The organism is Sorangium sp. So ce327 (assembly GCF_051530205.1).
Lineage (GTDB): Bacteria > Myxococcota_A > Polyangia > Polyangiales > Polyangiaceae > Sorangium > Sorangium cellulosum_B.
This window is the reverse complement of record NZ_CP150330.1, coordinates 11,577,924-11,598,849: the sequence shown is the minus strand read 5'-3', so window position 1 is coordinate 11,598,849 and position 20,926 is coordinate 11,577,924. Positions and strand designations below refer to the sequence as shown.

The following is a 20,926-nucleotide window of genomic DNA, read 5'->3' as shown; positions in this document are numbered from 1 at the left end:
TATGCGCGCGCGACCGCGTAGGATGCGCCCTTCGGAGGATTCATGTCGGAACCCGCGCAGCTTGCGAAAAGCGCCCGCGAACTGCTCGCCGCGGCGCTCAATGCGCTCCAGTCGAACGGGGGGGTGTCGTCTGAGATCGAGGCGCTCGCCGAGCCGATAGCGCAGGCGATGGGCATCATGCACCGCATCGAGCGCTCCGGGGGTCAGGCCCTCGACGGCAGCGAGATCGCGCTCGGCCATGTGCGCGACGTCCTGAACCGTCTGCAGAGGATCACCGCGGCCGATCCGGTGGTGGACGTGCTGATGGAGCACGTCGCCTCCTCGCTGAGCAAGGTCAACGCGCTGAGCAGGGCGCAGGCCGCTGGCGCCTCCGCGCAGGTGCGTGCGCCCGTGGCGGCGGCCGTGCCAGCGCCGGTAGCGCCAGCGCCTGTAGCGGTGGCCGCGCCGGCGCCGGTAGCGCCAGCGCCTGTAGCGGTGGCCGCGCCCGCGCCGGTTGCGCCTGTAGCGGTGGCCGCGCCCGCGCCGTTCGCGCCAGCGCCTGCAGCGGTGGCCGCGCCGGCGCCGTTCGCACCTGTGCCCGCGGTGGCCGTGTCTGCGCCCCTCCAGCACACGCTACCCTCGCCGCAGCAGCCGCGGCGTGCGCCGGCGCCCGCAACGCCCGCTCACCCCGCCGCGTCGCACCCGGCCGCGGACCCACGCGGCGCTCCGCCGCCCCAGGCCATGCCGCAGCCCGTCGACCACCGCACCCACGCGGCGGTCGTCGATGTCGAGCTCGGCGCTCTGACGCCGTCGAATTTTTACAAGGGGCTGGCTGGCAACGACGTCATCGAGCACGGGGGCATCTTCGTCGCGACCTACAAGATCCCGCCGACGGGCTCCGTCGTGACCCTGCGTGTCCGCCTGCCGGGCAACTACGAGTTCACCGCGCAGGCCGCGGTCCGGTGGACGCGCGAGGCAGGCGGCTCGAGGGACTCGGCCGAGCCAGGCTTCGGCGCCCGGATCACGCAGATCTCGGCGGAGGGCCGGCAGCTCGTGTCCCGGTTCACGCGCAACAGGGAGCCGCTCTTCTACGACGACCTCTGAGGTCGCAACGCCGCCTCGATCGTGGTGAACTCTTCTCCCGCGCGCGCCGGCTCGCGAGCGAGCCGGCCGCTCCACCGCGCAGCGTCCGTCCTCTCTGCCGTCGCCCTCGCGGCGCTGCTGCTCCTCGCCCCGCGGCCGGCCTGGGCGACGGGCGACCCCGATCTCGCCTTCTGGACGTTCGAGACCGCCCACTTCCGCGTGCACTATCCGCAGGGCCTCGAGCCCATCGCGGCGCGCATCGCCTCGCTCGCCGAGACGATCTACGGGCGCGTCGAGGATGCGCTCGGCTACGCCCCGAAGGGCCGCACGGAGATCGTGATCACCGACGACTCCGAGATAGCGAACGGGTCGGCCGGCACGCTCCCCTACAACTCGATCCACCTCCTCGCATCCGGTCCGGACGACCTGTCGACGCTCGGCGACTACGACGACTGGTACCTCGATCTCCTCACGCACGAGTTCACGCACATCGCGCACATCGATAACACCTCGGGGATCCCGGCGATCCTGAACGCGATCGTGGGCAAGACGTTCTCGCCGAACCAGGTGCAGCCGCGGTGGATCATCGAGGGGCTCGCCGTGGTGAGCGAGAGCCACCACTCGAGTGGCGGCCGGATGCGCTCGAGCATGTTCGACATGTACCTGCGCGCCGACGTGCTCGAGGACAACATCGCGGGGCTCGATCAGATCTCGAGCTCCGCGGTTCGCTGGCCGCAGGGCAACCTCTGGTATCTCTACGGATCGAGGTTCCTGGGCTGGATCATCGACGTCTACGGGCCCAACACGATGCGCGCCGTCTCCGCCGACTACGGGGCGTCGCTCCTCCCGTGGGGGATCAACCGCGCGATCCGCCGCGTGACCGGCAGGACCTACGTCGAGCTGTACGACGGCTGGAAGGACCACCTCCGCCGGCTCTACCGAGAGCAGATGGCGGCCGTCGAGGCGCGCGGGCTCCGCGAGGGCGCGCGGCTCACCTACCACGGGCGCAACGTGCTCTACCCGCGGTTCGTTCCGCCCGCCGCGCGCCGGACCGCTGCAGACGAGATCGTCTACTTCCGCGACGACGGCGGGGAGCGCCCCGGTATCTACCGCGTCTCCCTCGCCGCGCCCGCGCCCGGGAGCGAGCGCCACGAAGCGCTGGTCGCGCGCACCAACGCGCCCTCGCGACCGGCGTTCACGCCGGCAGGTGACCTGGCCTTCACGGCGCTCCTGCCGTGGCGCAACCACTACTACCGAAACGATCTGGTCTTGCTCCCGCGCGGCAAGGCGGCGCCCGACGGCGACGAGCCCTGGCGGCGCCGGTTGACGCACGGCCTCCGATCCGCGGCCCCGGACGTGAGCCCGACCGGAGATCTCGTCGCCTTCTCCCTCAACAGCAAGGGCACCCGCTACCTGGAGATCGCGCGGCTCTCCAGGGATGGCGCCCTGTCCGACCGGCGCGATCTCGTCCCGAGCGCCCGCTTCGAGCAGGCCTACTCCCCGTCGTTCTCGCCCGACGGCAAGCGCCTCGCGTACAGCGTCTGGACCGCCGGCGGCTACCGCGACATCCGCGTGGTGGACGTCGCCACCGGCGGCTTCCGACAGGTGACCCGCGATCGCGCGACCGACATGAACCCCGTCTGGTCGCCCGACGGCGAGACGCTCTATTTCACCTCCGATCGGACCGGCATCCACAACGTCTACGCCTACGGCGTCTCGTCCGGCGTCTTGCGCCAGGTCACGAACGTGAGACTCGGGGCCTTGCACCCGGCGATCAGCCCCGATGGCAAGACGCTTGTTTATGTCGGATATACCTCTCGGGGCCACGACCTCTTCGCCATGCCGCTCGATCCGGCGCGCTTCCTCCCGGCGCCGCCGCCCCCGGGCGATCGCCCCGATCCCGCCACCGAGCCTTCGGCGGCGCGGCTCGAGCGCGTCCCTTACAACCCGCTTCCCACGCTCGCGCCGCGCGCGATCACGCTCGACTACGCGCCCGGGAGCTATGGCTCGAACGCGCTCACCGTGACCGTGACCGGCACCGACATCGTCGGTCGCCACACGATCTTCGGCGAGCTCACCGTGCAGCCGGACGCGCCGGCCCCGAACGTCCTGCTCGGGTACAACTACGGCCGGCTGCCTGTCGACCTCGGCGTCCGCGCGTACCACAACATCTCGCCGCGCGGCGGCTACCGCCTCAACGGCCGCAACGTCGTCTACGACGAGCGAACGATCGGGGTCTCCTCGGGCATCAGCTATCCGATCCGCGGCGAGTTCTCGCGGCATACCCTGAGCGCGTCGTTCGGCAGCGCGGCGTTCAAGGGGCAGCTCCCCATCGGCGACAAGCTCGACCCGTACGCGCCCCGGACCATCCTCCCGCCGCGGGGCACGCTGAACCTCGCGCACCTCGGCTACGCATTCTCGAACGCCGAGGGCTCGCTCGACGCCGCCGGGGCGCCGCGCGGGGTGTCGCTGAGCGCTGGGCTCGATTACGCCGGCCCGGAGACGGGCAGCAGCTACACGACCTACGCTTTCTCGACGGGCCTCACCGCCTACGTCGCCATGCCCTGGTCAGGCGATCACACCCTCGCGTTTCGCGTCGCCGGTGCGGTGTCTGGCGGCAACTTCCCCCGGGGCGCCAGCTATGGCGTGGGCGGGTACGATCTCGAGAACCTCACCCTCGTCGACACATTGCTCACCGGGGTCACGAATAGCTCGTTCACGCTCCGTGGCTACGCGCCGGGCGCGATGTTCGGGCGCTCCTATTTCTCGCAGACGTTCGAGTACCGCGTGCCCGTCCTGCAACCCGACCGCGGCCTCGTGACGCTGCCGATCTACCTGCGCCGCATCGACGCGAGCCTCTTCCTCGACCACGGAGGCGCATTCAACCGCTTCGAGATGGACGACCTCGCCCTCTTCACGCGGAAGAGCCTGCTCTCGCCCCAGCTGCACGCCTCGGTCGGCGGCGAGCTGTGGCTGAGCTTGAGCCTCGGGTACGTCCTCTCCTCGCAGCTGCGCTTCGGGTACGCCTATGGCCTGAGCGATCTCGCGATCCCCGGCGGTCAGTTTTACTTCGTCGCGACGAACTCGTTCTGAGCGCCGCGCGCCTGCTGGAAATTTTGCCCGCGCCGACCCCTTCGCCCAGGGTGCTCGGCATGCGCCGCGTCCTCCTCGCCCTGAGCCTCTTGCACCTCGCCAGCTGCGGCATCGCCCCGAGCACGTCCCAGCGCCTCACCGAAGCGGCGCTCGAGATGAACACGGCTGCCCGGTTCGGCCGCATGGATGTCGCGCTCGAGCGCGTCGGCTCGAACGCGCGCCAGGATTTCATGAATCGTCACGCCGGGTGGGGCACCCGCCTCCGGGTCGTCGACGTGGAGTTCGGCGGCTTCGAGATGACCCAGCGCGAGGAAGCCGAGGTCTACCTCGACGTCCTCTGGCTGCGGAACGACGAGGCCACCGTTCGCAGCACCCGGGTGGCGCAGCGCTGGCGCGACGAACGGGGCCACTGGGAGCTTATCGGCGAGGAGCGAAGGGAGGGCGACACTGGGCTCCTCGGCGAGCCCCCGCCCAAGGAGCCCCAGCCCACGCAGAATGGGGCTGGCGATTCGGCGAGCGCGACCGACATGGGTCGGCAGCCCGGCCTGAGCCTCCACACGCGTGTGATTCGCGACGAGTGAGCGACGCCGCTGACGAGGTGCGCGGCCGCACGCCGCGGGGCGCGCCGGGCCGAGCACAACGCCGACGTTAGCGGCCTCGGTGAGCGACGGGATCGCAACAGCGCGGCGATGCGACGGGTGGCGCGTGGTGCGCGGTCGATCGACCACGCACGGCACCCGATCAAGAAGCCGGCGAAGGGCTCGCAGGAGCGGCGCTCTTGGGAGCGCGGGGCTTCTTGGCCTTGCCAGCGACCTCTGCCGGGGCCTTCGCCAGCTTGCTGCGCTTGGCGCGCTCCTTCTTGGCAGCCTGCGCCTTGCGGCGCCTCATCTTCATCGACTGGCGGCGATCGCGCTTGCCCATCTGCTTCAATCTCCTCACGGTCGGGGGCGCGGCATCATGACGACAGCTCGCCAGGCGAGCCCCATCCTGCACCGGTGGATGGCCTACCGCGGGGCCCCTCAAAGGGAGCGGGACTCTGCCCAAGAGCGAATGGAAGCGCAAGGGGCAATGCGCGCGGAGATGCAGTTCTCGTGCTAGACGAGTGTGCAGTGCATCGCGCCGCCATGAGGCGTTGACCTCCGCCTCCCCGCGCGGTCACGTCAGAGGCGCCCGGTCACATCAGAGGCGCGCGCTCGTTCTGAAGGATCCGAAGGATCTGAGCCGCCTGGGCCGCACCTGGCAGGGCTCAGCCGCCGACCGCGCCGTCCAGCGCGACCTCGCGGCCGCGCACCTCGAGGCGGTACCGGGAGTTCACGGTCTCTATGTAGAAGACTTCGCGCCCCGCGAGGCGCAACACGCGCTTGACCGGCGTCGTGACATATTCATGCATTCCGTCGGAGAACTCGATGACGATGACCGAGCCTTTCCGTGGTGCACGGACGAGCCGGCCAACGACTGCGCGTGATCCCCGGCCGAGCTTGCGGAGCACAACCTGCACAACAGAGATGCTAGCACGCGGATCTCGGCCGAGCACAAGCTGCACAAGCAGCGCCTCTCGCAACTAGGTCCCACCCTGGCCCAGGGTGTCCGGCTGCATCGGAGCGGTCCGGACCTTCGCGCCGCGGACGGCGAGCCGGCGGGAGGGGTCGCCCCCCGGGCGGAAAGTTTCCATGAATCGATCGCCCGTCGCGGCGCGTACGTTGAGCCTGCACACCTGCCGGCCACCAGGCAGGCACACCGGTCCGTGACGCACCGTCATCGCCGGATCCTGGTGAGGGCGGAAATCACGACGAACGATTTCGGCTTTGCGGAGGCCTCGTGAAGGCTGCGCGGTGGTCTTCCTGACGGGCCGACAATGCGCTGGCGTCGTCGGCCGAGGGGACCTCGCCGGGGGCACGGCGCCGCGTTCAGGTGCATCTGCGCAGCGCGGCGGCGATCGGCCTGGCGCGCTGCGGCTCGTCGGCTCGTCGGCACCGCGTCAGCGGCGGAGCGCTGTCGAGCCTGTCCGGTTGTTCGGATCGCTCACGCCGGGCGCGCCCTTGTCAGCGAAGTAGGTGCGGAGCATGTCGCATGCGACGTTCGTCGCCTTCACCCGCCATTTCGCGCCGTTGGCGACCATCACGGAGATGGCGACCTCGGGCTTGCGGCTCGGCGCGAACCCGACGAACCAGGTGTAGAAGGGCCCCTCGGGCGTCGGCTTCGTGAGCGTCCCCGTCTTGCCCGCGACGCGGATATCCGGGAGGTAGGCGCGGCCGTTGCGATCATGGAACGAACGGTAGCTCGTGCCGTTATCGACCGTCGCCTCCATCATCGCGGTCACCGCGTTGGCCGTGCTCTCGTCCATCACCCGCTTGAGCACCTGGCGCTCGCTCGGGCCCTGGTAGATGTCGCCGATCTCGTCCTTGACGCTCGACACGACGTGGAGCCGGATCATCTCGCCGCCATTGGCGAGCGTGGTCGCCAGGTTTGCTCCCTGGAACGGCGACAGCGTCGTGTTCCAGAAGCCCGCCGCGGTCCGCGCGAAGCCGAGATCGTCTTCCGGGAGCGCGATCGTGCTCGTCGCGACCTTCACGTCGAACGGCGTGTCCTGACCCCAGCCGAGCTTCTCGGCCACGGCGCCGAGCTTCTCGCGGTCGAGGTTCTTCGCGGCGAGCCGCGCGAACACCGTGTTGATGCTCCGGCCCATCGCCTGCGCGAGCGTCGCGCAGTACTTGTCGCGGCGCTTGTTGTCGACCATGTCTGCCGGCCGGATCGAGTGCTCGCCGCCCGAATAACACTGCTTGGTGTTCGGGCTCAGGCCCGCCTCGACGAGCGCGGTGCCGGTCACGACCTTGAAGACGCTCGCCGACGGCGCGGTGGCCTCTGCAGCGACGTCGTGCATCGCCCCCTCGTTCACGTAGCTCGCCCAGACCAGCACCTTCCCGGTGCGGATATCGGTCATGACGACCGCGCCCTCCGGGACTTGGCCTGCCCGCAGGAAGCCGAGCGCCGCCCGCTGGTACATCGGGTCGATGGTCAGCTCCGCGACGCGGTCGCCGTGCGCCGGCGCCGTGGGCGGGGTCTTCCGGTCGTCGATGCGCGTCAGATCGAGATCCGTGAGCGGCGGCGGCGTCACGGTCCGCGTGATCGTCGGGCCCCCGGCGGTCGTCTTCTTGGCGAGCAGCCCCCCGAGCTGGACGTCGTGCTCGCGCAGCATGGGGAGGGTCACGGCCACGAGCCCCACGGCTGCACCGACGGCGATCCACTGACGCATGTCGCGCATGGCCCGACGGGTACCCCGCCGCGCTGTCCTGGGCCAAAATTGAGGCGCGCGACCTCGCCGGCGGGCACGCCGCGCCGCGGGATGTGCGCGGCAGGGAATCCCGCCGGCGCGCTTCGTTGGAGGGCAAATGAACGAGGGCGCGGCTGGGGCTCCGCGCCGCGCGGGGAGGGGGCGCGGGGGGCTAGAAGGACAGGCCGACCCGGGCGCCGAGCTCGTGCAGCGCGTGCGCGTCGGCCCGCTTCAAGGTGTTGCCCGGCACCCGGAGGAGGTTCTCCTCGGAGCCGCTGCCCGGCGTCAGGTACGCGTTGTAATTCACGCTGAGCCGCACGTTCTTCGTGTGCCAGTAGTTGGCGGCGAGGCCGACCTGCATGACGTTGAGGTCGGTGCCCGGACCGCCCTCGGCGCCCGGCGTGTTCTCGTCGTACGCGCCGTCCCGGGACGCGCCGTCGTACGTCGCATTGATCCCCGCGAGCAGCGCCGCTACCTCGAGCCCCGACTTCGGCTTCTCGGGCTCCTTCGTCAGATCGACCTTCGCGGGGCGCGGGCTGTACCCCGGGTCGCCGGTGACGAAGGCGTCGCCCAGGGGCCATGCAGAGAGCTGCACGTACCAGCCGAGGCCCTTCACCTGGCCGAGCCGCTCGGTGTTCGCGAGCTGATAGCCCTCCACGGCCTCGCGGGTGTTGTTCGCGAGGTAATACGCCTCGGCGCGGAGCTCGACCATCTTGATCGGCAGCCGGAGCTCGCCGCCGATCGCGTTCTGCGTGCTCGACGGGATGACGTGGATCTGCCGCCCGAGCGAATCCTTGTAGCCGCCGCTCCAGAGCGTGTAGCCGTGCCCGGTCCTGATGGGCGCGTAGTCGTAGCCCACGTAGTCCTGGTCGCGCTCCCCGTGCTGCGCGCTGAGGCCGATCTGCGCCTTGGCGAGCAGCCCCTTCTTGTCGCCGGCGAACGGGCGCGCGAACACGCGGCCGATGAAATCGACATTGCCGTCGACGCCCGGCCGGTTCTGGCCGTCACCGGCGACCACGCTGAGCCCGTAGAAGAACATCTTGTCGGCGACGTCGCCCCACGCCATCAGCCCGATGCTCTTGCCCTCGGGGTGGGCGAAGCTCCGCATCGCGATGTTGCGCTCCATGAACGTGATGGCGTTGCTGCTCGACTGGATCTCCATCCCGAAGGGGGAGTTGAACTGGCCGAGCATGAAGTTCAGCGCCGGCATGACGGAGTAGTTGATCCAGACGTCGGCGAGCGAGGCGCTCGCGCTCGTGCTCTGGACAGCGGCGAAGCGCGCGGTCTCGGCCGTCGGCTCAGCGCCCGCCGACGCCGCGGATACCTCGGTCTTGCCGTTGGCATTCCCGAGCGCCTGGCCGCCGAAGTCGACGTCGAGCTTGAACGACCAGCGCTTCAGGAACTCGCCGTCGAACTCCAGCCGGGCGCGACGGGCGAAGAAGCGCGGCTGCAACGCGTTCCCTCCGTCCGCCGCCTTCACATCCGAGACCCCGCTGCCGAAGCTGCTGACGAAGTCGAGCTGCAGCCGCCCCTTCGGGTACAGCCGGAAGGTGTCGTTGGCGTCCCGGAGGAAGAAGCCGCCGTGCCAGCCGGCGAGCGGTTGCTGCTCCTTCACGACCGCAGTTTCGGCGGTCGGCGCGAACACCTGCGCAGGTGGCGGCGGCGGCGCGGTGGCCGGTGCCGCTCCAGGAGGAGGCGGCGGCAGCTGCTCTGCGGGCGGCGCCGCGTCGGGCGTCGGAGCGGGCGTCGGGGCGGCAGCGGCAGCGGGCGGAACCGCGCCAACAGGAGCCGCCGGGGCAGCGGCCGGAGGCGGCGGCGGGGCAGGTTGCGCTGGGCCCTGGGGTCCAGGCTGTGCTAGCGCCGAAAGGCCCGACAGCGTAACAGTCATGCCCAGCAGCGCCGATGTAGCTAACCTCATGCAGTTCTCCCTGTGTGCGGCTCGCCCGCTCGCCGGATCTCGCATGCACTGCGACGCGAAATTATGACCAGGACGTTACGATTCTGTGTAGGCCATACGGCGAGCGAGCGCGACGTTCGAGTGAGAGGTGGGCCGCGTCAAGGTCCTGCTCATGGAGTGGCGGCACGTGCCGGCGACGGAGCGCCGGGGCAGAGGCGGGGAAGGATCACGGGATGACGACCAGCGTGCGGATCACGGCGGATGTCGAGGTGCTCGACAACAGCACCTTGGTGGCCCTCGCCGGGCCGGGGAACGAGCATCTCAAGCTCATCGCGCGCACTCTTGGCATCGAGTCGGGCGTTCGAGGCAACACGATCCGGCTCGCCGGGGACGCCGACAAGGTCGCGCTCGCCGAGCGGTGCCTGGCAGAGGCCGCGCAGATGTTGAGGAGCGGCGTGGTCCTCGATCCCCAGGACTACGTGCGCGGAGTGCAGGCGCTCCGGGACGACCCGGGGATGACCTTGCGGGATCTGTTCGAGGACGTCGTCCTCATCTCGGCGCGCCGCCGGCCTATCTCGGCGAAGGGGCTGGCGCAGAAGCGCTACATCCAGGCGATCCGATCGCACGACATGACGTTCGGCATCGGGCCGGCGGGGACGGGCAAGACCTACCTCGCGATGGCCATGGCGGTGCACGCGCTGCTCGAGCGCCGCGTGAAGCGGATCATCCTGACCCGTCCTGCCGTCGAGGCGGGAGAGCGGCTCGGCTTCCTCCCCGGCGATCTCGCCGAGAAGGTGAATCCTTACCTGCGCCCGCTCTACGACGCGCTCCATGACATGATGGATGCGGACAAGGCACAAGGCCTCGTGACGCGCGGTCAGATCGAGGTCGCGCCGCTGGCCTTCATGCGTGGCCGCACGCTCAACGATTGCTTCGTCATCCTCGACGAGGCGCAGAACGCGACGAGCGACCAGATGCGCATGTTCCTCACCCGCCTCGGCTACGCCTCCCGCGCCGTGGTGACGGGCGACGTCACGCAGGTCGATCTCCCGCACGGCGCGCGCAGCGGCCTCGCGGAGGCGCGCGAGCTGCTCGCGGGGATCGAGGGGATTGCGATCTGCTCGTTCACCGAGGTCGACGTCGTGCGCCACCCGCTCGTGCAGCGGATCATCGTCGCGTACGAGCAACGGGACGCCGAGGTGGCGCGCCAGCGCGAGGAGCGGCGGGCGGAGGCGGGTCGCGGCGGCGCGCGCGGCGGCGCAGCGGGAGAGGCCGGGGCTGCACCGCAGGAGCCGCAGGGCCGCGCGCCAGCAGGCGAGCCGGGAGGAGCCGGCGCGGCGAGCTGACGCGCGACGCCGCCGGGCGAGGCGTCGGCGTCGACGTCTCGCCCGGCTGCGCTGATCATTTCTTCTTCAGCTCGATCGGGGACTCGCGCACCAGGAGGGCATCGGGCCCGGTCACCCGGATCCTGCCGTGGATGACGTTCTCCTTCAGCTCGCCGACCAGGACGCCGGTCATCGCGTTCGGCGCGCGCGGATCGTCGGGGAAGACCGAGGCGCGGACCATGCCGTCCTCGACCTTTCCCACGAGCGTCGCGTCGCCAAGCGCTCCCTTCGCGGCGCCCTTCAGCTCACCGCTCGGCTCGATGGTCAGCGTCACCGTCCCAGGGCCGGTGACCTGCTTCCCGTCGTCCTTCTGGCGCGCGGCGTCCTTGACCTTCGGGGGCATCACGACGCTGCCTTTCTTGGCGTCGTAGCGCCCCTCCCATGTCCCTTGCCATGCGGGCGTGCCCTTCGGCTCGCCCGCGTCGCCCGGCGCGCCTGCGCTCGGGGGCTCTGCTGCGGCCGAGCCGGCCGCGGGCGGCGCGAGCTGCGCGCTCGGCTGAGGCGGCGGGGGCGCGGGCCGCTCCGGCTCGCTCGGGCGAGGCGGGCCCTCCTCGCATGCCGCGAGGACGACGGCGAAGGACAGAAAGAGCGCGGGGGCAACGCCGCGCGCCCGGCGAGCTCGTGTTCCGGTGGCGTTCACGTGGACGCTTTTATTACGAGCCGGGCTGGCCGTCGCGTCGATTTGACGTGCCCGCGCCGCGGCCCGGACGAGCGCGCGGCGCCTTGGGCTCAGGAGGCCCTGCGGAACGCGAGGGTCCAGTGCCGGTCGCTCGTCATCTGCGCGCATTCGGGGGGAATCCGGAGCGAGCGCAGCACCTCACGCACCTCGTCGAGCGAGAGCGCCGCGCGCAGCGACGCGTCGAAGAGGGCTCGCTGGTACGCGGTGTCGTTCGCTGCGTACGTGTCGACGAGGGCGGCGATCGACGCCTCGTCTTCCGGACGGACCAGGTCCCGCACGAACAGGAGCCCCCCGGGCTGGAGGACGCGGAGCATCTCGCGCAGCACCTGCGCTGGCTCCGGGACGTGGTGGACGATGCTGTTCGAGAGCACGGCTGAAAACGTCTCATCCGGTTCAGGCAGCGCCTTGGCATCCACGAGCGCGAGCGCGATGGCCTCGGTGAGCCCGGCCTGCTCGACATGGCGGCGCCCGAGTTCGAGCATCGCCGCGGAGAGATCGATCGCCTTGATCCGCGCGGCGGGGGCGCGCTTGCAAAGCTCGATGGGCAACAGGCACGTCCCTGTGCCGACGTCGAGGGCGTATGCGAGACCGGGGTTGTGGGAGAGGAGCGCGTCGCAGAACGCCGTGTTCACGGCGGCGTGATCCATGCTGTCGTAGGCCAGCGCGTCCTCGTCGGTATCCATGACCTCTGGCTCGAGCACGCGCACCAGCGACATGCGCGCATCCTTCTCCGCGGCCGACGCGCGTGTCAACCGATTGTCGGCGGCTGGTCAATCTCGGCAGCCGGTCGGACGGAGGTCGAGCGGGGGCGGGGTGGGTCCTGGGCGTCGTAGATGTAGATATGGACAGGAAGGCGTTTGAAGAAGTCGAGGCGGAGCGGGCCGGCTCCAGCCGCGCGTGCACACCGGTCCGCCGGACACGACGGCCTTCAGGCGCCTACCCAGCTGGAGCCGCGGGCGGCGGCCGCGCGCGTGATGTTGAGAGCGGCGCTGCGCGGCCCGAGCGCGCCTCCGGCGACGGGACCGGCGCAGAGTCGTCATTTCGAAGAGCTCGGCGGGTTGGCGCGCGATCGGGCGGTCAGCGTGGGTCCGCGCAATCCCCGGCGTGATGAGCGGATGTCGGCCAGAGAGCTCGACCCGGAGTCCCGGCCCGCCGGCGCTCATAGCGAAGCGTCCGTGCTGCGCCCCACCTGTCGAGCGGGGCATCCTATCAGGCCTCCGCATAGGTCAGTCGTGCGCCCGGGGCGTGCAATGTAGCCACGCGCCGGCCGCATGTGTGTGGTCGCCAGGCGGTCGCACCCTGCGTGAGGCGCTTCAATGATTGGGGCTGGCGAGGCTCGCGTCGGGTCGCTGCACCTCGCGGATGTGCGCGTGCCCGCATTGCCGCCCGTGACGGGCGCGGCCCCGCGGCGCGGGGTTGCTCGGTTCTCGGACGGTGCTTACCTGCCCAGACCTGAGCACCCGAGACACGCAATGCCGCGGTGCATCGTCAAGGGGGCCGAGTGAGGATTGGCGCGGCCAGGGGCCGTCCCGCGCGGGGGAGGGGTCTCGGCCATCAATCGACGCTGGCGGGGGTTTCATCGCTCGGCGCCTGTCGAGCAAAGCAGCCCAGCCGTTCGGGGCCGTCCCGTCCAATGAGCTCTCCGATTGAGCCCGCCCGCAGCGCCTATTGAAAGAAAAGACGGTCCGCTATCCTCAATTCGCTTGACCAGGCAAGTGGCAACGGCATAGTCGTATCCAACCGCCGAGCTGGATTCGGCGACGAGGGAGAGCACATGGCAACGGACGCCTTTTCACAGCAGATTGTAAACCTCGTGCGGAAAATGCCGGACGAGGCGATCCTCGCGCTCGTCAAGAATCAGCTGGGCGCCGTGACAGGGGAAGCGCCGTTGGTTCCTCCTGCGGCGCCGCGCCGCGGCCGCGCGCGCGCCCGCGCTGCTGGAGCGGTCCAGTCCAAAACGTCTTCCGTCGCGGCCAAGCGCGGCGCCGCGCCGAAGCGTCGGCCTGGTCGCCCGCGCAAGTCGCCGGCCGCCTCGGCGGAGCGTCAGGAGACGCTGGATGCCGTCGAGCGCGTCGTCAAAGCGAGCTCTGGCGTCAGCGCGAGCGAGGTGGCGAAGCAGGCGGGTATCCCGCAGACCCGCGCCGCCGCCGCGCTGAAGGAGCTGAAGCTGGAGAAGCGGATTTTCCAAGGTGGCGACCGTCGCTTCGCCCGCTATGCAGGCGACGCGAAGACCGCCGAGCAGGCGAGCGCGAACGCGCGCAAGACCGCGGCTGGGCCTGCGCCTGTCGTGAAGAAGCCGAGCGTCAAGGGGCGCAAGCGCGTCGCTCCGGCTGCCGCTCCTCCGAAGTAGGTCTGGGGACCACCGCGCACGTCAGCATCAGATGGGATGCAAGCTGTGCTGACGCGCTGCGTTTGGAATGACTATCCCGTTCGAGACGGAGCTCATGGCGGGCTCCAGGTGAGCCCGCCATCATCGGAGGCCACGACGTACCAGCCGCGGCGCGATGTCCCGGTGACATCCGCTTGGAGGAGCATCAAGAGTCGATTTCCGAACGAGAGGAGGGCTCCTAGCTCGATACGGCCGCGCTCGCCCGTGGCTTCGCCGATTACCCTGGGGACGTCGTAGAGCTTGCCCACCTCCGGCGGTTGCGCGATCGCGATATGGAGCCCCCATCGCGCTGCCGCGCGGGAGGTCAGCACTGCGGTGACGCCTTCGCGTGTGGGCGCCAGGGCGATAGACCGTTCATGCGGCTCCAACCAGGGTCGAAAGGGCGGCTTCTCGGCGATGACGCAGGTGCCTTGGAGGGTGCACGTAGCGAGCGTGGGCTCTCCGGTTGTGGGCGTCATGACTTCGACCATGATCCGATCGGCCGCGCAGCCGACCGACGCTCCGGGCGGGGCTTTCGCCGGGAGCTTCAGCACGGCTGTCTGGGCAGCGGAGACGGCGACCACGGCGGTCTTGTCGGGCGGCTGAGGAACGAGCTGGATCGACCAGCCGGCGAAGTCGCATGCTGGTGTCGTGGAGAGCGCGGCGATGGCCGCTGGGCTCATCACGAGTCCCTCGACGCTCTTCGGTGCGTCGAGCGGCTTCCCCGGCGCGGGGACGGGCCGCACGAGGAGGCTGCGCCCGCGCACCGACAGGAGCATCGGTGGGCGGCCATAAGGCACGGGCAGCGCTTGTTCCTGCGTGGGGAGCGGGACGGGAGGCACCGGCTCGGCGCCCGCCGGCCCCGCATAGACGAGGGTCGCGTGCCGAGGCTTGGGCTCCACGAGCAGCGCGGCGCTCTCGGCGGAGAGCACCGCGGGCACAGCGTTCACCAGCGGCCGCGCTCCGCGGCTCAGCGCTGGAAGCGTGACCGGTGAAGGCGCCGAGAGGTCGGTCGCCTCGAACGGAGCGAAGAAGAGACTCGGCGGGTCCAGCGCGGACGGCGTCCCTCGATTCCCGCGTGTCTCCGTCGGGAGAGCCGGGCCACGCGGACCGGTGGTGAGCACCGTGGCGCCGTCTCCGCCGACCGACCAGGTCGACCACCCCTCGCGGACGCGCCGCAGAGATCGCCAGGTCCGGCCGGCGTTCTCGGTCACGAGCGCGATCGCCTCGTTCTCGACCTCTCCTGTCACCACGGCTCGCCGCTCATCGAGCACGAACGCCCGTCGCCATCGGGTCGACGACGGCGCGAGCGCCGAATCGATGCCACGCGCCTGGCCAATGGCGGTGGTGAGCTCATCCGAGGACGCCGCGCCCGGGGGCGGCGGGACGGTGATGGGCGCTGCCTTTTCCTTCTTCCCGCAACCGAGCGCCAGGAGGGCCGTCAGGGCGGCAAGGGCGGTCGCGGCGGCGCGGCGCCGCGTGGGCGCGCTCACTATGGAGTCGGGCATCGGCAATCTCTTCGCTGGTGTCGCCCTGGCTTGCTGCGCGTCGGCCCTGGCTCCTCCACGACTCGCACGCTCGCTCGCGTCGCGCCCGAGCCGTCTTGTCGAAGCGCCCGTGGCGTCACGGCGAGATGCGCGCGCGGCGACCGCCCTGTCTCCCCGCTGCATCGCCCCGAGCTCCGCGTTCGATTCGCGTCTGCCCCATAGCGGGGTGCGGGTTCGCGCGCTCCAGGCTCATCTGCGTCGTTCGGCTCGTTGCGGCGTACCTTCGTACGCCTTACTCGTCTGCCTAGCGGCTGAGCCCGTATCACACCAACCTGCGCCCCCGCTATCCTGCCGGCCGCACGCCGCGCGGCCAGCACTAGTCGGCCTGCTCCGGATCCATGCAGCACCGGAAGCCCGTCGAGTAGTCGTGGTAGCCGAAGGAGTGGGCGGTCGTGGCATATTTGCAGCCCTCGCCGTTGCGCGTCGTGTCCATGAAATAGCCGCCACGGAAGGTGCCGCTCGGATCATCGACCCACTCGTGGAGGTTGCCTACCATGTCGAACACGCCGTAGGCGTTGGTGCATCCCGCGCGCTCGCCCGTCGGGAGCAGCGCCTGGGACAGCTGGTTGATGAGCGGGTTGTTCATCGCCGTCGTCCAGCGCTCCTCGGGCTTGATGTCGAGCAGCGCGGCGATCTCGGCGACGGGGTGAACCCGTCGCTCGTCATCGTTGCACACGGCCTGCTGGCGGAGCGCGCCGTAGGGAAACGTCGTGTCGTCCGGCCCTCGGCAGGCGGTCACCCACTCCTCCGAGGTGCACAGGCGCTTGCCCGAGGCCGCGCACGCCATCTTGGCCTGCCGCCCGCTGATGTAGCCCTGGGGGATGACCCCCTGCCAGGACACGGCGCGGACGCGGCGCTCGTTCCCGTCAATCGGATCGTAGGGCGACCAGGGGCGCTCACCGCTGGGCGTCACCTCGACCAGCGCGCCCTCCCAGCGGTCGACGCACACGCGATCGTCGACGAGGGACATCTCCGCGGGGCAGCGCGCGCTGGCCGTCGAGGAGGACATCGGGATGGCGCCGATCTCGGACTCCATCCCCGAGGCGAGCGTTGCGCTGTCCTTGACGGCAGCGAGCGCGCTCTCCTTGGCCTTGATGCGCCTTTCCGTCGGGACGGCGGCGGTGCCCTCGAGCGAGGCGCGCACCATCAGGCGCGGCGTGATCTGCTCCGCTGTCGTCGACCCCGGAGCACAGCCGGCCGACGCGACGAGCACGCCGAGCAGCGCTCCACCGCGGAATGGACGCGCCCCCGACGATCGCGGAACGGAGGCTGCCAGGCGCGGGCGGGAGGAGTCCTTGGCCACGGAGGAGCCGAGGATCCCTTCCCGCGATCTTTTTTGCAACCGAATACCGCGCTCGGGGGCTCCCCGAACGGGCCTACATGAGAGGGTGCGCGCGCCGGGGCGCTAAGGTGGGTGTGGGCTGGTGAGAGGCCCAGAGGTCATCTGGTGTGCGTCGAATGCCAGGGGAAAAGAACGGCGAGAGCAGAGCGCGCACGGTGGGCGCGCAGGCCGTGCACCCGTGGCGGCGGCCGGGTCAGTCGAAGGCCATGATCTCCTCGTAGCATGCGTCGTAAGCCTCCTGGCAGGAGACATTCGGGTTGTCGTTCATGCACGCGACGAGATCGTCCGCTGCATCTCGGTTGAGGGGGTTCATCTGAGCCGCGCACTTGGCGGTGTCGAACGTGCCGGCGTCGCAGAAGTCGGAGATGGTGTCGCAGATCTCGTCGGCCTGGTGCGGGCACGCGTTGGCGTACGTGCGGTTCATGCACGCTTGAACGGGATCCACATCGCACGCCCGCTCCACGCCGATGTCGCTCAGGCAGTCCACGAGGTCCGCGGCGTGACCCGGGGAGAAGACGGCGAAGCCGTGCTTGCAGAGCCCGTAGCCGATCGGGTCCTCGTCGCGGTTCGCGCCGCACTGGCTCGTCGCCCCCTGCGCAGGCGAGATGTTGAGCTCGTCGCAGGCCGCGACCGTGAGGTTGCCGTCCGACGCCTCGATGCAGGCGTCGCTGCCGCCGGTGCCGCCCTGGCCGCCGTCGCCGCCGGTGCCGCCGTCGCCGCCGGTGCCGCCCTGGCCGCCGGTGCCGCCCTGGCCGCCGTCGCCGCCGTCGCCGCCGCTGCTCGTGGACCCGTGGGTGACGCCGGGGCCGACCGTCTGGTCCACCTCGTTGTCGGTGTCCTCCGTGGTCACGACGCAGCCGGTGTAGATGGCGGGCAAGATGAAGGTAAGCGCGAGGAAAGAATGGCGATGGCGAGCAAGCATGGTCACGTTGCCTCCTACAATGTCAGGGAAGAGTTCCACGGCCTGGTGCGTTCGACTGAACCTGGGGCTCCCCTATTCCCCTCGCAATCCTGCTCTTCGGCCTGGTCCAGCCGTCCGACGTCGACGCTCCGGGGGTGCACCTCCGCCGTCGACGGCTCAGGCCGCCGTCGACAGCTTGTTTCAGCTGCATTTCGTCAGTGTCAAGAACAGATTTCAGCCTCGTGTTCGTCCGTCCGTCTGCCCGGGCACCAGGCTCGGCACGCCCGGAGCCCCCCGACGTCCGTTCAGGAGGATCTGAAAAGCTGCTCAGCCCGCGGGGACGCGCGAAACAAACTGAAAGGGAGCGGAAGGATCGCGCTTGCGTACCGCCCCTCCCGCTGGTAATCACCGCGCTCCGTTTTCCCGGGCGATCGGGTGTCCTCCCGGTCTCCCAGTAGAAGAGCCGTAACGGCGCTTCGATCCCAGCTCCGCCCCTTCGGCCGCCGCGGGAACCCCCCCGGTGACGCGAAGGGGGCCCACGTCGATGGACGTCGGGCTGGGACCGGAAGCGTACGACGGTGCAACCGGTTCGCAGTGAACCGAAACCCGGTACGGAGTCACTCCGCCCGCCGGTGTCGCGAGGTGTCTCGAATGGTAAGCAAAGCCAGTGCGATGTTTTCGCGGATCGCCCCGCGCAAGGCTCGCATGATCGCCGATCTCGTTCGAGGTCGCGACGCGGACGAGGCGATCCAGCTGCTCTCGTTCACGCAGAAGAGCGGAGCCCCCGTCCTGCGGAAGATCATCGAGAGCGCGGTCGCGAACGCCCAGCAGGCGGGCGCGGACATCGACGCGCTCTTCATCAGCAAGGCCACCGTCGACAAGGGGCCGAACAAGTTCAACCGCCGCTGGCGGCCGCGCGCGATGGGCCGTGCGACCCGGATCACCAAGGGCGTGTCGCACATCGTCATCGAAGTCGACGAGAGAAAGTAAGTAGAGGACCTGCCGATATGGGACAAAAGACCCATCCGTATGGCTTCCGCGTCGGTGTCATCAAGACGTGGAGCAGCAAGTGGTACGAGGACGGCGCTGCGTATCAGAAGTGGCTCCACCAGGACATCCGCATCAAGCGCGCGATCAAGCAGTACCTCTACAACGCCAACATCGCCGGCGTGGAGATCGAGCGCGCCGCCAACCGCGCGAAGGTGATCGTCTTCACCGCCCGCCCCGGCATGGTGATCGGCAAGGGCGGCAAGGGCATCGAGACGCTGAAGAGCGGGAACGTCGGCACCGCGTCGAAGGGTGAGACGCTCTTCCCCGGCGTGTCGTCGTTCACCGACAACGAGGTGTTCATCGACGTGCAGGAGGTCCGGAAGGCCGAGACCAACGCGCAGCTCGTCGCCGAGAACATCGCGACGCAGCTCGAGCGCCGGATCGCGTTCCGCCGGGCGATGAAGAAGGCGGTGGCCACCGCGATGAAGTTCGGCGCGAAGGGCATCCGCGTGCGCTGCGCCGGCAGGCTCGGTGGCAGCGAGATGAGCCGCGTCGAGACCTACCGCGAGGGCCGGGTGCCGCTGCACACGCTCCGCGCCGACATCGAGTTCGGCCTGGCCGAGGCGAAGACGAAGGTCGGCATCATCGGCGTGAAGGTCTGGATGTTCAAGGGCGAGGTCCTGCAGCGTAAGGCGCGCCGGATCCAGTAGAGGGATTGCAGAATGCTGTCTCCGAAGCGAACCAAGTTCCGCAAGATGCAGAAGGGGAACAACCGCGGCCTCGCCATGACGGGCAGCGACGTCTCCTTCGGCGACTTTGCGCTCCAGTGCGTCGAGCCTGCCCGCGTCACCTCGCGGCAGATCGAGGCGGCTCGTATGGCGATCCAGCGGCACGTGAAGCGCGCGGGCAAGCTCTGGATCCGCATCTTCCCGGACCGCCCGGTGACGAAGAAGCCGCTCGAGGTCCGCATGGGTGGGGGCAAGGGCGCGCCCGAGGAGTGGTGCGCGCTCGTGCAGCCGGGCCGCGTGATGTACGAGATCAGCGGCGTGAGCGAGGAGACTGCGAAGGAGGCGTTCCGCCTCGCGTCGCACAAGCTCCCGATGCAGTGCAAGTTCCTCGCCCGCGGGCTGACGTGAGGTAGGCGATGAAGGCGAAGGATTTGCGTGAACGCACCACCGAGCACCTGCGCGAGCTCGAGAAGTCTCTGGCGGCGGGCCTGTTCGAGGCGCGGTTCAAGAATTTCACGAATCGGCTGAACGACACGGCGACGATCCGCAAGGCGAAGCGGGATCTCGCGCGGGTGAAGACGATCCTCACGCAGCGCACGCGCGCCGAGGAGAAGGCGTAGCCATGGCGAAGAAGAAGGCAGAGACCCAGCAGCCGGCCGCTGCGGCGCCCGAGCTGGCAGCCGCGGCGCCTGCGCAGGCCGAGACCGAGGCGAAGGCGCACGGCTTCCGGCGCAAGCTGGTCGGCAAGGTGACCAGCGACAAGATGAACAAGACGGTCACCGTCGAGGTCATCCGGAACGCGCTCGACCCTGTGTACAAGAAGTACGTCCGTCAGCGGGAGCGCTACAAGGCGCACGACGAGACGAACCAGTACAAGGTGGGCGATCGCGTCGAGATCACGGAGCACAGGCCGATCTCCCGCGACAAGCGGTGGCTCGTGACCAAGCTCGTTGCCCGCCCGGTGGAGGAGTAGCGCCATGATCCAGGTGTCGACGCATCTCGAGGTCGCGGACAACTCCGGCGCCCGAATCGTGAAGTGCATCAAGGTGCTCGGCGGCTCGCGCCGCAAGTACGCCGCCCTCGGCGACGTCATCGTCGTCTCGATCAAGGAGGCGTTGCCGGGCACCAAGGTGAAGAAGGGCGAGACGGCGCGCGCCGTCGTCGTCCGCACCGCCCGGGAGTACCAGCGCTCGGACGGCAGCTACATCAAGTTCGACGGGAACAGCGCGGTCCTGATCAACAAGGAGAAGGAGCCGATCGGTACCCGTATCTTCGGGCCGGTCGCTCGTGAGCTCCGCGCGAAGAAGTTCATGAAGATCATCTCTCTCGCTCCGGAGGTCCTCTGATGAAGCGCCTCAGGGTCGGTGACCTCGTGCAGGTCATCAGCGGCAAGGAGGAGGGGAAGCAGGGCCGGATCACCAAGATCCTCGCTGACGAGGATCGCGTGGTCGTGGAAGGCCTGAACACGGTGACCCGCCACCAGCGGCCCACGCCTCGCAACCAGGAGGGTGGGAAGATCACCAAGGAGGCGCCGATTCACGCCTCGAATGTCATGCCGGTCGATCCGGCGACGGGCAAGCCGACGCGCGTGAAGGTCCGCGTCGGTGAGGACGGCAAGAAGACGCGCGTCGGCAAGAGCGGCAGCGCGATCGGTGTGGGCTAG

21 protein-coding genes are annotated in these 20,926 nt (G+C 69.8%); 12 read left to right on the top strand and 9 right to left on the bottom strand.

Annotation, left to right across the window (positions count from 1 at the left end; translation table 11 throughout):
• Positions 1-123: 123 nt before the first annotated feature.
• From WME95_RS43550 to WME95_RS43540, 3 genes are read left to right on the top strand one after another with little or no spacing between them, the layout of a single operon-like run.
• Positions 124-1,083, top strand: coding sequence for a hypothetical protein (locus tag WME95_RS43550; protein ID WP_437905114.1), 960 nt, complete (start codon positions 124-126; stop codon positions 1,081-1,083).
• A 21-nt stretch (positions 1,084-1,104) separates the two neighbouring features.
• Positions 1,105-4,155 carry a BamA/TamA family outer membrane protein gene (locus WME95_RS43545; protein ID WP_437905113.1) on the top strand — a complete coding sequence of 1,017 codons (3,051 nt, stop codon included), beginning with the start codon at positions 1,105-1,107 and terminating at the stop codon, positions 4,153-4,155.
• Between the two features lie 59 nt (positions 4,156-4,214).
• Entirely contained in the window at positions 4,215-4,736 is a 522-nt protein-coding gene (locus WME95_RS43540; RefSeq protein WP_437905112.1) for a hypothetical protein, read from the top strand.
• Between the two features lie 160 nt (positions 4,737-4,896).
• Here WME95_RS43540 and WME95_RS43535 read toward each other — a convergent pair whose 3' ends face one another.
• The 4 genes from WME95_RS43535 to WME95_RS43520 form a co-directional block, all read right to left on the bottom strand.
• Positions 4,897-5,076 (bottom strand): hypothetical protein, encoded by a 180-nt coding sequence (locus WME95_RS43535; RefSeq protein WP_437546553.1) that lies wholly within the window; start codon positions 5,074-5,076, stop codon positions 4,897-4,899.
• A gap of 325 nt (positions 5,077-5,401) precedes the next feature.
• Positions 5,402-5,698, bottom strand: a complete 297-nt coding sequence (locus WME95_RS43530; protein ID WP_437546551.1) for a hypothetical protein — start codon at positions 5,696-5,698, stop codon at positions 5,402-5,404.
• Between the two features lie 435 nt (positions 5,699-6,133).
• Positions 6,134-7,417: a penicillin-binding transpeptidase domain-containing protein gene (locus WME95_RS43525; protein ID WP_437905111.1), complete on the bottom strand. Its 1,284-nt coding sequence runs from the start codon at positions 7,415-7,417 to the stop codon at positions 6,134-6,136.
• Positions 7,418-7,598: 181 nt separating this feature from the next.
• Positions 7,599-9,041 carry a porin gene (locus WME95_RS43520; protein WP_437905110.1) on the bottom strand — a complete coding sequence of 481 codons (1,443 nt, stop codon included), beginning with the start codon at positions 9,039-9,041 and terminating at the stop codon, positions 7,599-7,601.
• A 515-nt stretch (positions 9,042-9,556) separates the two neighbouring features.
• On the opposite strand from WME95_RS43520, the gene WME95_RS43515 reads away from it, so the two are divergent.
• Positions 9,557-10,669: a PhoH family protein gene (locus WME95_RS43515; RefSeq protein ID WP_437546545.1), complete on the top strand. Its 1,113-nt coding sequence runs from the start codon at positions 9,557-9,559 to the stop codon at positions 10,667-10,669.
• Positions 10,670-10,724: 55 nt separating this feature from the next.
• Here the strand turns inward: WME95_RS43515 and WME95_RS43510 are convergent, their stop codons facing one another.
• Positions 10,725-11,348, bottom strand: coding sequence for a hypothetical protein (locus WME95_RS43510; protein ID WP_437546543.1), 624 nt, complete (start codon positions 11,346-11,348; stop codon positions 10,725-10,727).
• Positions 11,349-11,437: 89 nt separating this feature from the next.
• Positions 11,438-12,103 carry a class I SAM-dependent methyltransferase gene (locus WME95_RS43505; protein WP_437905109.1) on the bottom strand — a complete coding sequence of 222 codons (666 nt, stop codon included), beginning with the start codon at positions 12,101-12,103 and terminating at the stop codon, positions 11,438-11,440.
• Positions 12,104-13,161: 1,058 nt separating this feature from the next.
• Here WME95_RS43505 and WME95_RS43500 point away from each other — a divergent pair.
• A complete protein-coding gene (locus WME95_RS43500) occupies positions 13,162-13,737 on the top strand; it encodes a hypothetical protein (RefSeq protein WP_437546540.1) in 576 nt (191 codons plus the stop codon).
• A gap of 92 nt (positions 13,738-13,829) precedes the next feature.
• Here WME95_RS43500 and WME95_RS43495 read toward each other — a convergent pair whose 3' ends face one another.
• From WME95_RS43495 to WME95_RS43485, 3 genes are all read right to left on the bottom strand, one after another.
• Positions 13,830-15,263: a hypothetical protein gene (locus WME95_RS43495; RefSeq protein ID WP_437905108.1), complete on the bottom strand. Its 1,434-nt coding sequence runs from the start codon at positions 15,261-15,263 to the stop codon at positions 13,830-13,832.
• A gap of 355 nt (positions 15,264-15,618) precedes the next feature.
• Positions 15,619-16,515 (bottom strand): SUMF1/EgtB/PvdO family nonheme iron enzyme, encoded by an 897-nt coding sequence (locus tag WME95_RS43490; protein WP_437905107.1) that lies wholly within the window; start codon positions 16,513-16,515, stop codon positions 15,619-15,621.
• Between the two features lie 322 nt (positions 16,516-16,837).
• The gene (locus WME95_RS43485; protein ID WP_437911090.1) at positions 16,838-17,566 is read right to left on the bottom strand and encodes a hypothetical protein; all 729 of its coding nucleotides are present in this window, start codon (positions 17,564-17,566) and stop codon (positions 16,838-16,840) included.
• Between the two features lie 630 nt (positions 17,567-18,196).
• On the opposite strand from WME95_RS43485, the gene rplV reads away from it, so the two are divergent.
• Genes rplV through rplX form a run of 7 tightly spaced genes read left to right on the top strand, consistent with a single transcriptional unit; the run spans position 18,197 to position 20,926 of the window.
• A complete protein-coding gene (rplV, locus tag WME95_RS43480; protein ID WP_012240567.1) occupies positions 18,197-18,535 on the top strand; it encodes a 50S ribosomal protein L22 in 339 nt (112 codons plus the stop codon).
• A gap of 17 nt (positions 18,536-18,552) precedes the next feature.
• Positions 18,553-19,245 carry a 30S ribosomal protein S3 gene (gene rpsC / locus WME95_RS43475; RefSeq protein ID WP_061609597.1) on the top strand — a complete coding sequence of 231 codons (693 nt, stop codon included), beginning with the start codon at positions 18,553-18,555 and terminating at the stop codon, positions 19,243-19,245.
• Between the two features lie 12 nt (positions 19,246-19,257).
• Complete coding sequence (gene rplP, locus WME95_RS43470) at positions 19,258-19,671, top strand: 50S ribosomal protein L16 (protein ID WP_012240565.1); 414 nt, start codon at positions 19,258-19,260, stop codon at positions 19,669-19,671.
• Between the two features lie 8 nt (positions 19,672-19,679).
• Positions 19,680-19,883, top strand: coding sequence for a 50S ribosomal protein L29 (rpmC, locus tag WME95_RS43465; protein ID WP_437482390.1), 204 nt, complete (start codon positions 19,680-19,682; stop codon positions 19,881-19,883).
• A 53-nt stretch (positions 19,884-19,936) separates the two neighbouring features.
• On the top strand, positions 19,937-20,236 hold the full coding sequence (gene rpsQ / locus WME95_RS43460; protein ID WP_272102908.1) for a 30S ribosomal protein S17: 300 nt from the start codon (positions 19,937-19,939) through the stop codon (positions 20,234-20,236).
• 4 nt (positions 20,237-20,240) lie between these two features.
• Positions 20,241-20,609: a 50S ribosomal protein L14 gene (rplN, locus tag WME95_RS43455; protein ID WP_012240562.1), complete on the top strand. Its 369-nt coding sequence runs from the start codon at positions 20,241-20,243 to the stop codon at positions 20,607-20,609.
• On the top strand, positions 20,609-20,926 hold the full coding sequence (rplX, locus tag WME95_RS43450) for a 50S ribosomal protein L24 (RefSeq protein ID WP_272102121.1): 318 nt from the start codon (positions 20,609-20,611) through the stop codon (positions 20,924-20,926). Before rplN ends, rplX begins: the two co-directional genes overlap by 1 nt.

What these genes read in the sequence shown, in the direction of transcription:
- WME95_RS43540 (WP_437905112.1), top strand. Translation starts at nt 4,215, where the DNA reads ATGCGCCGCGTCCTCCTCGCCCTGAGCCTCTTGCACCTCGCCAGCTGC.
- WME95_RS43535 (WP_437546553.1), bottom strand. Translation starts at nt 5,076, where the DNA reads ATGGGCAAGCGCGATCGCCGCCAGTCGATGAAGATGAGGCGCCGCAAG.
- WME95_RS43525 (WP_437905111.1), bottom strand. Translation starts at nt 7,417, where the DNA reads ATGCGCGACATGCGTCAGTGGATCGCCGTCGGTGCAGCCGTGGGGCTC.
- WME95_RS43515 (WP_437546545.1), top strand. Translation starts at nt 9,557, where the DNA reads ATGACGACCAGCGTGCGGATCACGGCGGATGTCGAGGTGCTCGACAAC.
- WME95_RS43505 (WP_437905109.1), bottom strand. Translation starts at nt 12,103, where the DNA reads ATGTCGCTGGTGCGCGTGCTCGAGCCAGAGGTCATGGATACCGACGAG.
- WME95_RS43500 (WP_437546540.1), top strand. Translation starts at nt 13,162, where the DNA reads ATGGCAACGGACGCCTTTTCACAGCAGATTGTAAACCTCGTGCGGAAA.
- WME95_RS43495 (WP_437905108.1), bottom strand. Translation starts at nt 15,263, where the DNA reads ATGCCCGACTCCATAGTGAGCGCGCCCACGCGGCGCCGCGCCGCCGCG.
- WME95_RS43485 (WP_437911090.1), bottom strand. Translation starts at nt 17,566, where the DNA reads ATGCTTGCTCGCCATCGCCATTCTTTCCTCGCGCTTACCTTCATCTTG.
- rplV (WP_012240567.1), top strand. Translation starts at nt 18,197, where the DNA reads ATGGTAAGCAAAGCCAGTGCGATGTTTTCGCGGATCGCCCCGCGCAAG.
- rpsC (WP_061609597.1), top strand. Translation starts at nt 18,553, where the DNA reads ATGGGACAAAAGACCCATCCGTATGGCTTCCGCGTCGGTGTCATCAAG.
- rplP (WP_012240565.1), top strand. Translation starts at nt 19,258, where the DNA reads ATGCTGTCTCCGAAGCGAACCAAGTTCCGCAAGATGCAGAAGGGGAAC.
- rpmC (WP_437482390.1), top strand. Translation starts at nt 19,680, where the DNA reads ATGAAGGCGAAGGATTTGCGTGAACGCACCACCGAGCACCTGCGCGAG.
- rplN (WP_012240562.1), top strand. Translation starts at nt 20,241, where the DNA reads ATGATCCAGGTGTCGACGCATCTCGAGGTCGCGGACAACTCCGGCGCC.
- rplX (WP_272102121.1), top strand. Translation starts at nt 20,609, where the DNA reads ATGAAGCGCCTCAGGGTCGGTGACCTCGTGCAGGTCATCAGCGGCAAG.